General features: G+C 55.5%; 14 protein-coding genes and 1 pseudogene. 8 read left to right on the top strand and 7 right to left on the bottom strand.

Features of this window, described 5'->3' with window-relative positions:
* Positions 1–8: 8 nt before the first annotated feature.
* From ACGYLY_RS20600 to ACGYLY_RS20580, 5 genes and pseudogenes are all read right to left on the bottom strand, one after another.
* Positions 9–173: pseudogene (locus tag ACGYLY_RS20600) on the bottom strand (helix-turn-helix domain-containing protein); the annotation flags it as partial.
* A 433-nt stretch (positions 174–606) separates the two neighbouring features.
* Complete coding sequence (locus tag ACGYLY_RS20595; protein WP_395284668.1) at positions 607–2,229, bottom strand: long-chain-fatty-acid--CoA ligase; 1,623 nt, start codon at positions 2,227–2,229, stop codon at positions 607–609.
* Positions 2,229–2,741, bottom strand: coding sequence for a Zn-ribbon domain-containing OB-fold protein (locus tag ACGYLY_RS20590; RefSeq protein ID WP_395284669.1), 513 nt, complete (start codon positions 2,739–2,741; stop codon positions 2,229–2,231). Before ACGYLY_RS20590 ends, ACGYLY_RS20595 begins: the two co-directional genes overlap by 1 nt.
* On the bottom strand, positions 2,738–3,937 hold the full coding sequence (locus ACGYLY_RS20585) for a thiolase C-terminal domain-containing protein (RefSeq protein WP_395284670.1): 1,200 nt from the start codon (positions 3,935–3,937) through the stop codon (positions 2,738–2,740). Before ACGYLY_RS20585 ends, ACGYLY_RS20590 begins: the two co-directional genes overlap by 4 nt.
* A gap of 2 nt (positions 3,938–3,939) precedes the next feature.
* Complete coding sequence (locus tag ACGYLY_RS20580; RefSeq protein WP_395284671.1) at positions 3,940–5,889, bottom strand: 3-hydroxyacyl-CoA dehydrogenase/enoyl-CoA hydratase family protein; 1,950 nt, start codon at positions 5,887–5,889, stop codon at positions 3,940–3,942.
* A 146-nt stretch (positions 5,890–6,035) separates the two neighbouring features.
* Here ACGYLY_RS20580 and ACGYLY_RS20575 point away from each other — a divergent pair, with 146 nt between their 5' ends.
* The 7 genes from ACGYLY_RS20575 (at position 6,036) to ACGYLY_RS20545 (ending at position 13,831) form a co-directional block, all read left to right on the top strand.
* Positions 6,036–7,295 (top strand): ABC transporter substrate-binding protein, encoded by a 1,260-nt coding sequence (locus ACGYLY_RS20575; protein ID WP_395284672.1) that lies wholly within the window; start codon positions 6,036–6,038, stop codon positions 7,293–7,295.
* Between the two features lie 18 nt (positions 7,296–7,313).
* A complete protein-coding gene (locus ACGYLY_RS20570) occupies positions 7,314–8,342 on the top strand; it encodes a branched-chain amino acid ABC transporter permease (RefSeq protein ID WP_395284673.1) in 1,029 nt (342 codons plus the stop codon).
* Positions 8,339–9,454, top strand: coding sequence for a branched-chain amino acid ABC transporter permease (locus ACGYLY_RS20565; RefSeq protein ID WP_395284674.1), 1,116 nt, complete (start codon positions 8,339–8,341; stop codon positions 9,452–9,454). The genes ACGYLY_RS20570 and ACGYLY_RS20565 overlap by 4 nt, the downstream gene beginning before the upstream one ends.
* Positions 9,451–10,254 carry an ABC transporter ATP-binding protein gene (locus tag ACGYLY_RS20560; protein ID WP_395284675.1) on the top strand — a complete coding sequence of 268 codons (804 nt, stop codon included), beginning with the start codon at positions 9,451–9,453 and terminating at the stop codon, positions 10,252–10,254. Before ACGYLY_RS20565 ends, ACGYLY_RS20560 begins: the two co-directional genes overlap by 4 nt.
* Positions 10,254–10,958: an ABC transporter ATP-binding protein gene (locus ACGYLY_RS20555; protein WP_395284676.1), complete on the top strand. Its 705-nt coding sequence runs from the start codon at positions 10,254–10,256 to the stop codon at positions 10,956–10,958. The genes ACGYLY_RS20560 and ACGYLY_RS20555 overlap by 1 nt, the downstream gene beginning before the upstream one ends.
* Before the next feature lie 496 nt (positions 10,959–11,454).
* A complete protein-coding gene (locus ACGYLY_RS20550; protein WP_395284677.1) occupies positions 11,455–11,871 on the top strand; it encodes a helix-turn-helix domain-containing protein in 417 nt (138 codons plus the stop codon).
* Positions 11,872–13,177: 1,306 nt separating this feature from the next.
* Entirely contained in the window at positions 13,178–13,831 is a 654-nt protein-coding gene (locus tag ACGYLY_RS20545; protein WP_395284678.1) for a helix-turn-helix domain-containing protein, read from the top strand.
* Positions 13,832–13,889: 58 nt separating this feature from the next.
* Here ACGYLY_RS20545 and ACGYLY_RS20540 read toward each other — a convergent pair whose 3' ends face one another.
* Positions 13,890–14,204, bottom strand: a complete 315-nt coding sequence (locus ACGYLY_RS20540; RefSeq protein ID WP_395291280.1) for a thermonuclease family protein — start codon at positions 14,202–14,204, stop codon at positions 13,890–13,892.
* A gap of 490 nt (positions 14,205–14,694) precedes the next feature.
* On the opposite strand from ACGYLY_RS20540, the gene ACGYLY_RS20535 reads away from it, so the two are divergent.
* Positions 14,695–14,787: a hypothetical protein gene (locus ACGYLY_RS20535; protein WP_395284679.1), complete on the top strand. Its 93-nt coding sequence runs from the start codon at positions 14,695–14,697 to the stop codon at positions 14,785–14,787.
* Between the two features lie 268 nt (positions 14,788–15,055).
* Here ACGYLY_RS20535 and ACGYLY_RS20530 read toward each other — a convergent pair whose 3' ends face one another.
* Positions 15,056–15,598, bottom strand: a complete 543-nt coding sequence (locus ACGYLY_RS20530) for a helix-turn-helix domain-containing protein (RefSeq protein ID WP_395284680.1) — start codon at positions 15,596–15,598, stop codon at positions 15,056–15,058.
* Positions 15,599–15,842: the final 244 nt, after the last annotated feature.

The raw sequence follows: 15,842 nt of genomic DNA, 5'->3' as shown, positions 1-15,842 counted from the left end.
CTAACTACATACCCTGTCGACTCTAGCGTTCGCAGGTAGTCGTGTGCGGTACTTCGAGGCATATCCATCTGTCTGGCCAGGTCCGACGGCCCCGTTATGTTTCCTTCCCACAGTAGTTCAATGATTTCGAAGGCTCGAATGACCGTTTGAAGCGGAGCCGATGTTCGGTCCATACGATCGCTACTGTCTTCGCTCTTATAATTGTTCGGTTATTTCGGACGGATTCTGCTACGACCATTCGGCTTTACAAACGTAGGAGTGTAATCGAAGGGTCGCCAAAGCGAACTAGGAAAACGTGACGATGATCGGATAGCCCCAAAGATACCGATTTTACGGTCTATCGTTTGCAGTCCCGTCGGCATCGTTCGAATATTTCGGACGGATTCCGTTCCTCGGATTTCCATCGTACATCGCTCGATCGATTATAGTCACTATCCTCACAGTTACATCGACGGTGAGATCAAGTGCGGTAAGACATCAAAGCAACCAACAGTGAGTTGTGCCAGTCGGCGTGGAGAAGGTGGGATGTGTACTTGCGAACCTGTTGTCAGCGGACGGCGACAGCGATGTGGGAGAATGACTCAAAAATACAGGGTTCCGACCCGATTACTCGTCGACCGGCAGCGTCCCGTACTCCGACTCGAACTCGCTGCGTAGCACCTTCTTGTCGAACTTCCCTGTCGTCGTCTTCGGGATCGACTCAATGAAGACGATCTGGTCGGGGAGCCACCACTTTGGGAACCGATCAAGGAGGTGCTCTCTAAGTTTGTTCTCAGTGATTTCGCTGCGTTGGACGACGTAGGCGACCGGGCGCTCATCCCACTTCTCGTGTTCCATGTTGATCACCGTCGCTTCCTCGACGTCGTCGTGAGCCATCAACTCGTTCTCGAGTTCGAGCGAGGAGATCCACTCGCCACCACTCTTAATCACATCGTCGAGGCGATCCACGACCTCGAGGTAGCCGTACTTGTCCACGACGCCGACGTCGCCGGTCTTGAACCAGCCGTCATCGGTGAACGATGTCTTCGTCTCCTCGGGACGGGCATAGTACTCGTCAATGAGCCACGGTGCCCGTGCCTGGATCTCGCCGGTCGACTCGCCGTCGTGGGGGACGGATTCACCGTCAGGCGTCCGCAGGCGGATTCGCACGCCGGGCGCGGAAATCCCGGGTTTCATCTGCTGCTGGTAGCGTTCGCTCTCCGACAATTCCCGGACTTCAGTCGTCGTCATCGTGTTGACGAGGTGGGGTGCCGCCTCCGTCATGCCGTACCCTTGGTGGATCGGCGCATCGATCTCCTTGTCGAACTTCTCCATGAGCCACTCCGGCGGTGAGGTGCCGCCGATGAGAACTCGATCGAGGCTTTCGAGTTCGACATCCTCGTTCTCGTCGTAGTACTGTGCCATGTCGAGCCAAACCGTCGTCACGGCGGCGGTGACGGTCACTTCCTCACGGTCGATGAGACGGGCGATTCCCTCGGCGTCGGTGTTTTCGCCAGGGAGGACGAGTTTTGAACCGGAGAGCGTCGCAGAGTAGGGTAGCCCCCAGCCGTTGACGTGGTACATCGGGACGACCGGCATCACGGCGTCGTTCTCGCTGATCTCGAAGACGTCGACGTGGCCGTGGGTCAGCGAGTGCAGGTAGAGGTCGCGGTGACTGTACGCGGCGCCCTTTGGCAGTCCCGTCGTTCCCGAGGTGTAACAGATCCCCGCCTCGTCGTCCTCGTCGAGATCGGGCCAGTCGTACTCGGTATCTTGGCCCGCGAGCAGGTCCTCGTAGGCGATCACGGGCTCAAGGTTCGTCTCGGGCACTTCGTCGTCCAGGATCACGTACTGCTCGACCGTCTCGAACTCGTCGGCGACGCCCTCGACGGTTTCGACCAACTGAGGATCGACGAAGAGGACCTCATCTTCGGCCTCGGTGACGATCTCTACTAAGTGCTCGTCCGGAAGCATGTGATTCGTCATGTGGATACTCCGGCCGCTACACGCAGGGCCGAAGTACAGTTCGTAGTGACGGTAGTGGTTGATCGCCATTACCGACACGCGCGAGCCCCGTCCGACGCCGAGATCGTCGAGTGCGTTCGCCAGCTGCCCGATTCGGTCGTACGCATCTTCGTACGTGTACCTGTGGGTCGTTCCATCGGGCAGTTCCGAAACGATTTCCTTGTGACCGAACAGATCGGTGGCCCGCTCGAGCATGACCTGTAGCGTGAGTTCGTAGTCCTTCATCACGAATCACCGTCCGCGGGTTCGAAACGGTAGAAGACGCGTTCCTCATCCGTCGGACCGTCGATCTCGACGATCTTCAGCGCGACCGAGTCACCGATCTCGAGGTCGCTATATGAGGCGTCGTCGACACGTCCCGAGAGTTTGACGGGGCCGAGGTCGATGACGGCCACCACGTAGGGAACGTCGTGTTCGCGTAGCCCAAGCGGGAGACCGCCCCGGACCTCGGAGAAGGCGAACAGTTCGCCCTCGTGGGGGAGGTCGACGTACTCGAGGTCGTCGCTCGTACACTCGGGACAGACGATCCGGGGTGGGAAGTGGATCTCGTCGCAGTCGCGACACTGCGTTGTTGTCAACTGTCCGTCACCGAGGTTGTCGTAGAACTCGTGAATCTTCGTCTGTTCTTCGGTCTGGAGCTCGTAGAAGTCGAGCAGCCGCGGGAACTCTATCCGCTCGGGAACCGAAACGCGCTCTCGTTCTTCGTCGTTGGAATCGCTGGTGTCTGTATCAGTCATCGTGGATCACTGTCTAGGACCATCACGCTGTGAACCGAGCCGCTGCCGCTCAGGTTGTGAATGAGTCCGGTCGTCGGGTCGTCTACCTGTCGATCACGTTCGACCTCGCCCTGGAACTGTCGGGTGACTTCGAGGGCTTGCGAGACGCCGGTCGCGCCCAATGGGTGGCCACAGCCGAGCAAGCCGCCGCGGGGATTGACCGCGACGTCGCCGTCGATGTAACTGCGACCGTCCTCGATGAACTGACCACCTTCACCGCGCTCGGCGAAGCCGAGTTCCTCGTACTCGATGATCTCACTGATCGAAAAGCAGTCGTGGATTTCGGCGACGTCTATGTCCTCGAGTGGATCTTCGATTCCAGCCTGCGCATAGGCGTTCTGTGATGCCTTACGGGCTTGGGGCCAGCCGCTGAACGACGGCAGGTTGTTGATCGAGTTGCCCGCCATCGACGACTGGCCGCTCCCGGTGATCCAGGCCGCGGTATCGGTGACTTCCCGGGCTTTCTCCTCGCTCATCAGGATCACGCCCGTCGCGCCGTCGGTGATACCGCTGCAGTCGAAGAGGTGTAGCGGCGGCGCGATCTCGGCCGACTCGGTGATCTCCTCGGGTTCGATCTCGGAACGGAACTGTGCGAAGTCGGTCTTGGCGGCGTAGCTCTTGTTCTTCGCAGCGACCAGAGACAGCTGATCGCGAGTCGTCCCGTGTTCGTGCATGTGTCGCTGGGCATACCACGCGAAGAACGGGGGTGCGGAGAGCCCGTTGACGCCGTCGAACTCCCGATCGAGGACGTTGGCCATCGACGACTGCATCTCCGGCACGTAGTCGCGGCCGAGGTTCATCTTCTCGACCCCGAGCACGAGCGCAGTATCGAGCTGCCCGGCCGCGATTGCGAGCCATGCGTAGCGCAACGCGGCTTGGCCGCTGGCACATGCCAGTTCGGTCCGTGCGGTCATCTCGGTAACTTCGATTCCGAGTAGTTCGGCTACCATCGGTGCGACGTGCGACTGATAGGAGAACCGCTCGGGTTGGACGGTTCCGACGAACAGTCCCTCGATATCCTCGGGACCGACGCCGGGAACGCCGTCGAACGTCGCCTTTCCACCCTCTTGGGCGAGATCCTTCCACGTTGCGTCGCGATCGCCCCACTCCGTGGTGCCGCCGCCGACGATTGCGACGTTGCGTGTCGTCACGGGCACGATCACTCACCCTCGAACTGCGGCTCGCGGTTCTGTCTGAACGCCTTCACGCCTTCGAGCATGTCGTCGGTCGTCGCCAGCACGGCGAACGACTGTTTCTCCATCGCGAGGGCGGCCTCGAGGCTGGCCTCTTGGCCGTCCTGAATGACCCGCTTGGCGGCCTTGAGTGCGACCGGCGGTCCCGAAACGAAATCGTCGACGATCTCGTCGACGAGATTCTCGAACTCTTCGTCGGGGACGGCATGGTTGACGACGCCCCACTCCTCGGCCCGTTCGGCGTCGAACTGCATCCCTCTGTACACCATCTCTTTCGTCTTGGCCTCTCCGATGAGGCGGACGAGACGCTGTGTGGCGCCACCGCCGGGAATCACGCCGAGAGTCGTCTCCGGCGTTCCGATCGTCGAGTCTTCGGTCGCGACGCGGATATCACACGCGAGAGCGAGTTCGAGTCCGGCTCCCAGGCAGAATCCGTCTATCTTCGCGACCGTCGGTCGAGGGAACTCGTAGACGGTCTGGAACATCTCGTCGACGTCCATGATCTCGGCGGGTTCGCCGGCTGTGAAGCCGGTGATGTCGGCTCCCGAACTGAACGCGCGTTCCCCGGCACCGGTGAAAATGACGCACGAAACCTCGTCGACCGTGACGTCGGTCAGAAGGCGATCGATTTCCATGAACATGTCCTCGGACATCGAGTTCATCCGCTCCTGGCGGTCGAGGGTGATACCGAGGACGCCGTCGTCGTCGAGTTCCCACTCGAGATAGTGGTACGGTGGATCGACGCGGTAGTCGAAGAAGCCCTTTCCAGCGTCTTCACCGGTAAAGCCCTCCTCTACGAGTTCGACGAGGTAGTCGGCGGGCTCGTAGCGCTTTTCGCCGTATTCCTCGTGCAACGACTCGAGTTTTTCGAGGACGCTGTCGAGACCGATACGGTCGCCGCGTCTGCACATCCCCTCGGGGAAACTGCCACCCAGTCGGAGGCCGATGTCGATCTCCTCGGGCGTCGCGACGTCGTTGCCGACGAGCCAGGCGGCCTTGTTGATCATCACCGCCTCCGTGCGGAGCGCGTAGTAGTCCCCGGCGTCCTCCGGCTCGTAATCGACGCCGTTACCGTCTTCGTAGTCGTAAAATCCCTTCTCGCTCTTCGTACCGAGGTTTCCGTTTTCGACTTTTTCCTCGATGACTGGTGGGACGGGCTGGTCGGATTCATCGCGGAAGTGGTAGGCGATATCGATACCGCCGAAGTCGTTGAGTTCGAACGGACCCATCGGGTAGCCACGTTCATAGACCATCGTCGCGTCGGCTTCGCGAACCGTCGTCTCGCCGTTCGAAAGCATCCACGCCGCCTCCTCCATGAAGGGGACGAGGACGGTGTTGACCACGAAGCCGTGGACGTCCTTGCGGACGTAGATCGGCGTCTTGCCGACCGACTCGACCCACTCGTAGGCGAGTTCGGCCGTCTCGTCGGTCGTCGCTTCGCCGTACGTGACCTCGACGAGATCCATCTTCACCGGCGGGTTGAAGAAGTGTAGCCCGACGACCTGCTCCGACCGATCAGTCGCCGAGGCGATGTCCGAGATCGAGAGGCTCGAGGTGTTTGACGCGAGAATTGCGTGGTCGGGTGCATGCTCGTCGACCGTCGAGAACGTTTCTTCTTTGATCTCTAGTCGTTCGGGAACTGCCTCGATGACGAGGTCGGCGTCGGAAACGGACTCTTCGAGATCGACCGACGTCGACACCCGGTCGAGGATCGTCTCGGCGTCTTCGTCGAGTCGTCCCTTCTCTTCGAGTTTCCCGAGCGACCACTCGATTTTCCCGTATCCGTCTTGGACTAGCTCCTCCTCGATGTCGCGCAATACTACTTCGTACCCGGCCATGGCCGATACTTCTGCGATTCCGTGCCCCATGCTTCCGGCACCGAGGACGGTGACGCGGTCTATGGTCTCCGATAACATCATTCAAGAGATTGTTCACAGTACTTTTGAATATTGTGGTTAGAGCGGTTCGTTACCGCGAAGATTACTCCCCTTGCAGGGGATGTCAGACACCCTATAACAGATCCGTAAGATATATATTCCATCTTATCCCGATATCTGGTAGGATGCCACATACTAGCAGGCGGCACGTCCTCAAGCGTGTCGGAGCAGCAGGTTCGATAGGTATCGCTGGACTCGCGGGTTGTTCCGGGAACTCCCCGAATAGCGGTTCCAACGGTGGGGGATCCGACGGCCCATCGTCGTTTACCGTCGGCGTTATGGGGCCGCTCAGTGGCCCATTCGCTGGGTGGGGTCAGGCCGAAATCGCGGGTGCCAAACTGGCGAAATCGGATCTCGAATCCGAATTTGACGTCAGCATTAACTTGGTGAAAGGGGACACCGAAACGGATCCAAGTGCCGGACTGAAGCGGATAAAGAGCCTCGTGACGAGGGACAACGCCGACTTCGTGCAAGGCGGCGTCTCCTCCGCGGTTTGTACGAAGATGGGCACATGGGCCTCCGACAACGACGTTTCGTACATCGCCTCGGGTGCTTCGGACACCCTTACGGGATCCGCGTGTAAGAAATACATGTACAGTGTGTATTCCTCCAACACGATGCAGGTTCAAGCCGCGGCACCGGAGATGGCCAAAGAAGCCGACGACTGGTACGTCCTCTATTCGGATTACACGTGGGGACACACGGGTCAAGAGGTGTTGACGAACGCCCTGGAGGAGAACGGTGCCTCGGTCGTCGGAAATGACGCCGTTCCGTTCCCCGCCGACGATTTCACGCAGTATCTCAACAACGTCGCTAACTCCGATGCGTCTGGTGTCGCTCTCATCAATCCCGGCCTAGACGCACGGCTGGCGATAAAACAATTGATGAACAAGGGAATGCACCAAGATTTGAAGATAATGGCCCACCAGTTCGAAGATCTCGTCCTTTGGGGTCTCAATAAGGATGCGGCGGCCGCGCTTGATATCTCGCCGATGGGATGGTACGCGGGCGTCGAAGGGGCCGACGAGTTCAACGAGCGCGTCTCGAAACAAAGTGAGACGGATCCCTTTGTCCGTCACTACATGGGATACACATCGCTTGATCAGCATGTGCGGGCCGCTATTCGCGCGGGCGCGAAAGACGCAGAATCGATTCGCAAAGAACTGGAGGGTCACGAGGTTTCCAGCTCGGCTGCCGATCTCCAGCCGGGGAAGTGTTACTGGCGCGCCTGTGACCATCAGCTCATCCAGCCAGTACACACTGTCACCGGACGGTCGGTCGAGAAGATGCAAGATGACCCGTACAAGCTTTGGTTCGATATCAATTCAACGACGCCCGGGGACAAGCTCGCACGAGATTGTGAGGCGACCGGGTGCTCATTCTAGCCTTGAATTTGATCCACCATGAATCGTAGATTGCTCAATGGCCGGCGTCTGTCCGGGACCGAGGTCTCCCCTTTCGGAGTACTCGCCAGCGTCGTCGTCGGAGGACTTCTCGTACTATCGTTCGTCGACAACCCCGGCCTGTTCGTCGACCAAGCCATCGGCGGTCTCGTTTACGGGATGATTCTCGTACTCATCGCGCTGGGACTGTCGATTATCCTCGGTCTCCTCGGAATTGTCAACTTCGCACACGGTGCATTAGTGATGCTCGGGGCGTACGTCACCTTCGAAATCATGGCTCAAATGGGGTTATCCTTCTGGGTTGCCCTCGTCATCGCCCCCGTCATCATCGGACTCGTCGGTATCATCATCGAACGGGGTGTGTTGCAGTTCGTTTACGATGAAGATCCTCTCGTCGGCCTCTTGGCCACGTTTGGTCTCTCGCTGATGTTCTCCGAGTTGGTTCGTGCCTTCTGGGGCGGTGGGCCGAAAGGTGTCCCACTGCCACAGGTGTTGAGCGCGAGTGCCGACCTCGGAGTAACGACTGTCGCACGCTTCCGGCTCTTCACCGTTCTCGTCGGTGCACTCACCGTCATCGCCGTGTACCTCTTCATCGAACGAACGTCCTTCGGACTCTCGATTCGGGCAGGAGTGTTAGACCGAGAAATGGCGGAGTTCCTCGGTATCAATATGCCGGTTCGATTCATAGCGATGTTCTTCCTCGGTTCGTTTATTGCCGGTCTCGGAGGTGTTCTTCGAGGAGCGGAGGTCGGCATGGATCTTGGAATGGGTGAACACTTCATCATCCTCGCGTTCGTCGTCGTCGCCGTCGGCGGCATAGGAAGTCTATTCGGGAGCGTTTTCGCCGGACTCCTCATCGGAGAGGCTCAGTATCTGACTCCGGTCGTCCTTCGAACCTTGGCGACTGTGACCGGAATCCAATGGCTAGCCATTCCCGGTATCGACGGCCTCGTCCCATATCTCGTGATGATCGTCGTCCTGCTCGTGCGTCCGCGCGGACTTTTCGGACAGGAGGGATTCCTCGAATGACCGACGAACCACGAACGAACGAGGCGATCAACCGAACAGAAGAGGGAGTAGACATATCTTCCATCCGGCGGCTTTCGGTTCCCATCGGACTCTTTCTCATCGTGGTCCTTTTGCGTCCGTTGGTGAGCCATCCGTTGTTACTGGGTTACGGACAGATCGCCACCACGATGCTCATTTGGATGCTGTTCGTCGCCTCGTTCAATCTCCTGTTAGGGTACTCGGGGATGCTCTCGTTCGGTCACGCTATCTTTTTTGGTGCCGGTGCCTACGGAGTGGCCATTGGAATCGCCAAGTTCAGCGCTCCGTATGCCATCGTTGCGCCGACTGCCATCGCCGTCGCTGGCGTCATCGCCTACCTCATTGCACGACTCATCGTCCACAAGGGCGAGATTTACTTCGCCATGCTAACGCTCGCGTTTGTGGAAGCCGTTCAATTCATTGCCAACTACAATCCGATGGATCTCACGGGTGGTGCACAGGGGTTATCGGGGGATACGCTCCCTGCTTTCATCCAGACCTATCGAGGCCAGATGCTCGTGAACCTCGGAGGGTTTTCGGTCGACTGGTACTACGTAGTTGGACTCGTCTTCTTCGTCAGTATGCTCGCACTCTGGCAAGTCGTTCGATCGCCTTTCGGCCGATCATTGATCGCGATTCGCGAAAACGAAGAACTCGCGCGAGCGATGGGAATGAATACACGGCGGTATAAGGCGTGGGCGTTCACACTCAGTGGGATGTTCGCCGGTCTTGCGGGCGCACTCATCGAGATCAACGACCAAGGTGCGACGCTGTCGTTACTCTCCGTTCAGACTAGTGGCGACGCCATACTGATGACCGTCCTCGGAGGTGCAAACTACTTTTTTGGACCTCTCGCAGGCGTGTTCATGTGGCTATTTGCCGAGGACTATCTTACCAACTTCGAGACGCTTTACTTACCGCTAGCGGAGTTCCCAATCGTAGGCATTGAGCTTTCAGGCGTGCTGGCTTACTGGCAATTCTTACTTGGGTTACTGTTCGTCATCGCGGTTCTCGTCTCCCCCCGTGAGGGATTATGGGGGCTGACAAAGAGCGGTATCGAATCAGCGTACAACTGGCTCAGGAGCTACCAATGACAAACACCCCCATCGACACCACGGCTGAACTCAACCCGCGCGACGCAGTTCTCGGAACGGTCAACCTCACGCGACGGTTTAGCGGTGTGACTGCCGTCGACGAGGTCAATCTCGCCGTTGAGCCCGGGGAACTGCATGCTATTATCGGACCGAACGGGGCCGGGAAAACGACGTTGTTCAATCTGATCACCCACGCCCTTGCCCCGAGCGAAGGCTCGGTTTGGCTCGAAGGACGGGATATCACCGATCTCCCACAGGAGCGACGCCCACACTTAGGACTCGCGCGATCGTTCCAATCGAATCAGCTGTTCAACGACCTTTCGGTTCTCGAGAACATCCGCATCGTCGCACAAACGACTCGAACCGGTACATTCCGTCTCGATCTGTTCCGAGATGGCGAACGGATCTGCGAGGATAGTGCCTACACAACCCTCGAACGCGTCAATCTCCACAATATTCGCGATGAAAAGGCAAGAAACCTATCGCATGGAGATCAGCGACGACTCGGTATCGCCATGGCACTCGCAACCGAGCCAAACGTTCTCCTGCTCGACGAGCCGACCAGCGGGATGGGACCGAACGAAACGCAAGCCACGGCGGATCTCATCGCCTCGCTCAAATCGGAGCTTGACCTCACGATACTGCTCATCGAACACGATATGAGCATCGTTCTCTCGATGAGCGATCGAATCTCGGTTCTTAACCAGGGAGCCATCATCGCCACCGGCTCTCCCGACGAGATACGAGGGAACGAGGACGTTCAGAATGCGTACTTAGGCGGTATGAAGGAGGAACTATGATGTTATTGGAACTTCACAACCTCACGGCCGGGTACGAAACGGGCCAGATTCTCTTCGGGATCGATCTGGTCGTCGAAGAGAACGAGGTCGTCTCACTGCTCGGACGTAACGGAGCCGGAAAGACGACGACGATGCGCTCCATTGTAGGGGCTGATGAACCGAATGTCAGCGGCGGAACGATCCGATTCGATGGCCAGAATTTACTCGAACGGCGCAATTACGAGATCTCTAAGCTGGGACTTAGCTTTGTGCCGGAAGGCCGACGTTGCTTTCGAGAATTAACTGTCGTCGAAAATCTCGAGCTCGCAGCCAACTACGCGTCGAACCCGTTTCGTATCGAGACGGTATTGGAACAATTCCCTGAATTGAACGAGATGCGAAACCGCCGGGCGAAAAACATGAGCGGCGGTGAACAGCAAATGCTCGCCATCGCCCGGAGTCTCGTCACCAATCCACGGATGATGCTCCTCGACGAACCCTGCGAGGGTCTTGCACCGTACATCGTCCGGCGCATCGAATCCATTATCGAGACGATCAATGCTGAACAGAACATCACAGTACTACTCGTGGAGCAGAATGTGGCGGTTGCGCTTGCGGTCGCTGACCGTCACTATATTCTCGACGAAGGGCGCATTGTCGAAGAAGTCACGAGCGAGCGCCTCTACGAGGATGATACCCTCCGTCAGCAGTACCTCGGCATCTAACCGCTGTTCGAGAGGTGTGCATCGATTCGAGTTCGTTTAGCTTCGAGGGAGTGAGAGCGTTCAATTCGGTCGTTACCGTCGGATAGCGCACTGGTATAAGATGCTAGACGGGATCGGTGATCACGTTGGTATTTTGTGGAAGGACGAGGTATACAACAAGATCTATTCCACAATCGGATCAGGAGTTGCAAGCTTGCACAACAATCCGACGATGAAACTCATCGGATTCGCTAATCACTTCGTATCTTCGAAGGTCACGAACCGAGTGAATCGACGCTATTTGGTATACAAAGAATCGACGGATGTCGGTTCGGAACTCTATTTGTTGCTCGGTGGTTCTGAAATTCCTCCCTAGACCACTGTTTTGTCAGTGCGTTGAACGAACGGTCACATCACCTCTTGGGGCTCGTTCGCTCGGATAAATACGTGAGATGAGAGTTGGTAGGTCATTCATTGCCCCAAAACTATTTACACGGTTCGCTCGTATTTATCTGTAATGCCACACCTGGTGAACGTCTCGACTTCTGAACTCCAGAGGGCACTCGAGGATGTGGACGACGTCTACGCGACGAAGCGTCTCATGGTTGCGATCGCCTACAAACAGGGCGTTTCGCAGACGGACTTAGCCGAGTGGTATGGGATCTCACGGAAGACCATTTATAACTGGCTTCGACGATTCGAGGAAGAGCCGGCTCGTGACGCAGCTCGGGATAAGGACCGCCCGGGACGCCCACCGAAACTCGATCGCGAGAAACGGAGTGAACTCTCCCAACTACTGCATGAGTCACCTGCAAATGCTGGCTACGATGCTGCAGAATGGAGCATCCCACTTGTGCAACGCCTGTTGGACGAGGAGTTCGATGTCACGTATTCTCGCTCGAGCACATACAGACTACTCACTAAGATCGAGTAATGTATTTTGAGAAAATCGAGATTTCACGAACAAACCCAACTAAGATATTTTACAATAAATAAGCGGAAGTGGAATCTCCCGGAACCCCTATCACGTTTATGCGCGAAGGCTACGTGGAAATCAGAGGACGAGAGCCGCACTAATGGCTCTCGGTGCGTTCATCGCAGGAGTGATCGCCGCACGCCGTTCGACAGACCCAGACGCCGCTGGATTCCGCACTGGACTTCTCGGTGGTATCATGGAGATACTCACACCTATTGTGGCGGTGGTCAGATCACCTATCGAGACGACTGTGATTGGATGGACAGCAACCCCATCGTAGCAACACTACCGTCTGAACCAATTAGGAGTCCGTCCACACACGCTTGGTGTAACATGGGGCAGTAGGGCCAAAATCAACCAAGTCACCGACGAGCGCCACGAGAACCCCACAGAGCACCAATATACAGTCTCCATCGACGACGTGACTGAAGACCTGAGCTACAACGCCTTCTGGACGATTGTGCTTATTCTAGCGTTCTGAAGTGGCCTCGCTATCTTTCTCAATCTACGTCCATTTATTTGGAAAGGCAATCTCCTCGTTTAGACGTGAGAACGATAATCTGTTTATTCGTCGATTGATTCGTCAGTGACTTCCCCATATATGGAAGATCCACTTACTGATCAGTAATATGCCAAATATTTTAATATTGGTTTATTATGTAATATCATAAATTGAATGATTTCTCCGTCGATTTTCTCTGCGATGTCTTCCTCCAAATGCCGTAACTAGAGATAATCACAACTAGTGAGAGTACTGTATCCGCTACCTCAATCCACAAAAGTGTCGGTGGCATCGAATCCGGGGACGTCGGGAAAATCCCGCCCAGGTCAAGCAGATAGACAGAAATATAGAGAGTAGCCAAGCTGATCGCGATTGGCAGAGCACTACGCTGTCCTCGCCAAAGGAATAACGCGATCGTGAAGCTACTGATCCCAAGTAGTATAAGAAACACGTTGAATCCCCAATAAATAACAGAATCAAGATGGGAAAATGAGCGAGTTTCGATTGGTCCCCACGGTGCAAGCGAAGCAAGCAAGACGGTGACCAGCACTAACAATAAGGCAGTCCTTCGGTAGGCCGTATTGGGCATATAGTACTAGTCGAACCGAACTACAGTGAGTGTACCTCCGAGTATGCTTGGGGGATTTATATACTATGGATGCATAGGGATAGATCGAGTGTGTCACCTGTGGATCGAATATGCACTCTCTCCACTGGGATCATCTGAAAGGCCTGATCTGATACTCACTTAACAGAGGAACCATGAGATATGCCACGCTTCTTCTCACATGGGGAAATGCCAAACTTCATCCGCTGAGCACCGGGTTTGCTAACAATCCAGATGTGCACATTGAAACATTGCATTACATCAACTCCGTCGATGATGCCGGTTATACAGAACTGACGCAAGTACGGGGAGACCTTACTCAGGCACGGAAGCTCCTCCAGAGAATCCCTGAAGTGGTAAATTTTGAAATATCAAAAGACGGTATAATATACGTACACTACAAATCATCCCAGTTGATGGATAGCCTACTTGCAGTCTTATTCGACAATGAAATCGTTCTCAAATGGCCGGTTCAATTCGTTAGAACGAACGGAGAACAGAGTGCCCAAATCACATTTCTCGGGACGAGCCACGCGCTTACCAATGCAATCGACGCGATTCCATCCGAAATCGAGACATCTCTCAAACGAACAGGTGAGTTCCAGGAGATCGACTTTTTACCAACATCGGTGTTAACGGAACGACAGCGTGACATCCTGGATGTAGCAGTCAGAACTGGTTATTATGAGATACCTCGTCAGACGACCCATCAAGAGATCGCTGCTGAACTTGCAGTAGCTCCCGCAACTGTGAGTGAGCATCTGCAACGAATCGAAAGCAACCTGATTTCGTCTCTCTTTCCAACATAATAACCAACCAATATGTTACTACATTCTAATTGTTTCGTTACTTACTTGATTTCTGGGCTCATGCTGCTGTTGTCGTGTTCTTCCACAGGCCGTAGCCGCCCTGCTTGGCCTCCTGTTGCTTTCGCTCAAACTCCGCGCGTCTACTGAACTCACCGTCTGCTACTCGCGCATAGCCTGATCGGAGCAACTGGGTGTTGTACAGCCACTCTCCCGTATAGACGTACATCTGGGGGAGGCCGTCGCTGTCACTTTCTATCTGTGGATCGGTGGCGACCGTGACCACACTGTATTCCAGTTGCGCTTTGGTTGATTGGAGTGCTCGTTTGTGGTCATCGTAGTCTCGGCTGGAAACCGGTTTCGTGTTTAAGTATATAGGTATCTGAGTTCAACGAGATCGCCCATCTACGGCTGAAGATCGACGCAGCGAAGGTCAAGGACTGGTTGGCTGCTCCCTCAATAGAATTTCGGAAGGCGACGTTCAACGTGTCAGTGACGATTCCTATAAATAGGGGTCTGCTTGGAATCGTCGAAGTACGGACATCGGATGTCGGGAGACTTGTGAGCAATATCGAAGAAAAATCCGAGGTAGAGTCATCCGAACTACTCCATGCGGATGATCAAATGGTGGTATTCCAGTTCACGAGCCGGATGACAGAGTCATACGAGGCACTCAAATCGTCGGAAATTGTTCCACAGTATTCCATTCGCCTTCAAAACGGATGGTATTCGGCCCAACTAACGGCTTCACAAGGGCAATTATCGGAATATTTGGATGAAATAACAGAAGTCGGCATCCGTTTGAGATCATCTTACTAAGGTACTACGAGGCGACTCGGCGCTGCACGCTCACCGAGTTAGCAGAAGTGTTCGACATCAACAAATCGTCAATGAGTAAGCTACTTCGCCGGGCTGAAAACAGAATCGTTAGCGAGTTCGTCGCCAGAGCGTCCGAATAGTGTGTGGCGTTGAAGTTGAACCTAAATCAGCCGCTGTTCGATCGTCACTGTAGAATCACTCTGTCGTCAGGAGATGTGTCAAACATCACTTCCCTAGAAGAAAGGCACGCACCATTTTCATCCTCTGAGGTTGTGAAGCCCCCACTCACGTGCATGCTATGACACTCGGTGAAATCACTGCAAGAACTGTCCAGTAGTAACGGTAAATAAATTCGCGTCACTCCGTTTCGAATAGACCACAGGAACACTCCGATGGATGGTGACGAAATCATCCTCCAACTCGACGCAGAATTTTCGCTTCGACTTTTTGGAGGTGTTCACCCACTGTGGCAACACTGAGCTCTACTTCGTTTGCAATATCTCTGAGAGATGCCTGACGTGGAGTTTCATAATAGCCTAGCTCGATAGCGATTCGAAGGATTTCGCGTTGTCGGTCAGTTAGTAGAGAGATAAGGTCCGTCGTCCCGGGGTGGTATTCGCCGGTCTCTTCAAGCCGCACGTCGAAGGAGTTGGATAACACGGCGAGCGCTCGCTTCAAGGGCCTCGATTCTCCGATCAACGTCACGCGCAGGTTGCCCTCGGTCGTGTATTCGAGTGGTGTATCGAGAATGACTTTGTACTCATGAGGTACCAAAAGGAGAGACTTGCCAGGGTTGACCGCATCCGAGTGAACATACACGAGCCCTCGATTCTTACCAGCGATACCACAGTTGATGGCGACTGGGCTCGCATCGAGAAGCTCTTTGGCACGTTCGAGATCACCACGGAGTTGGTACATCATAACGACCGTCCCGTCGTTCAAGAGCGTCATGTGAGGAATCGACTCTTGGGTAACTGTTGGCTCGTCATGGAGTGCTTTGTCACCCGGATGAAATCTATCGGGACCAGGTATCAATAGGACTGTCGCGTATCTCGTCGCTTCCGAGATCGGTGGGTGACGATCCGTCTCATCCAATCGTTGTTCCGGTTCTCCGTTTGACTGATTCGATTTCATGTTACCCCTATGCCCTCCAGTGAACAGTAGATTGGGAAGTTGCTTAAATCAGCCGTAACTG

This window comes from Haladaptatus sp. CMAA 1909 (assembly GCF_043952005.1).
Classification (GTDB): Archaea; Halobacteriota; Halobacteria; order Halobacteriales; family Haladaptataceae; genus Haladaptatus.
This window is presented reverse-complemented; position numbering and strand designations above follow the sequence as displayed.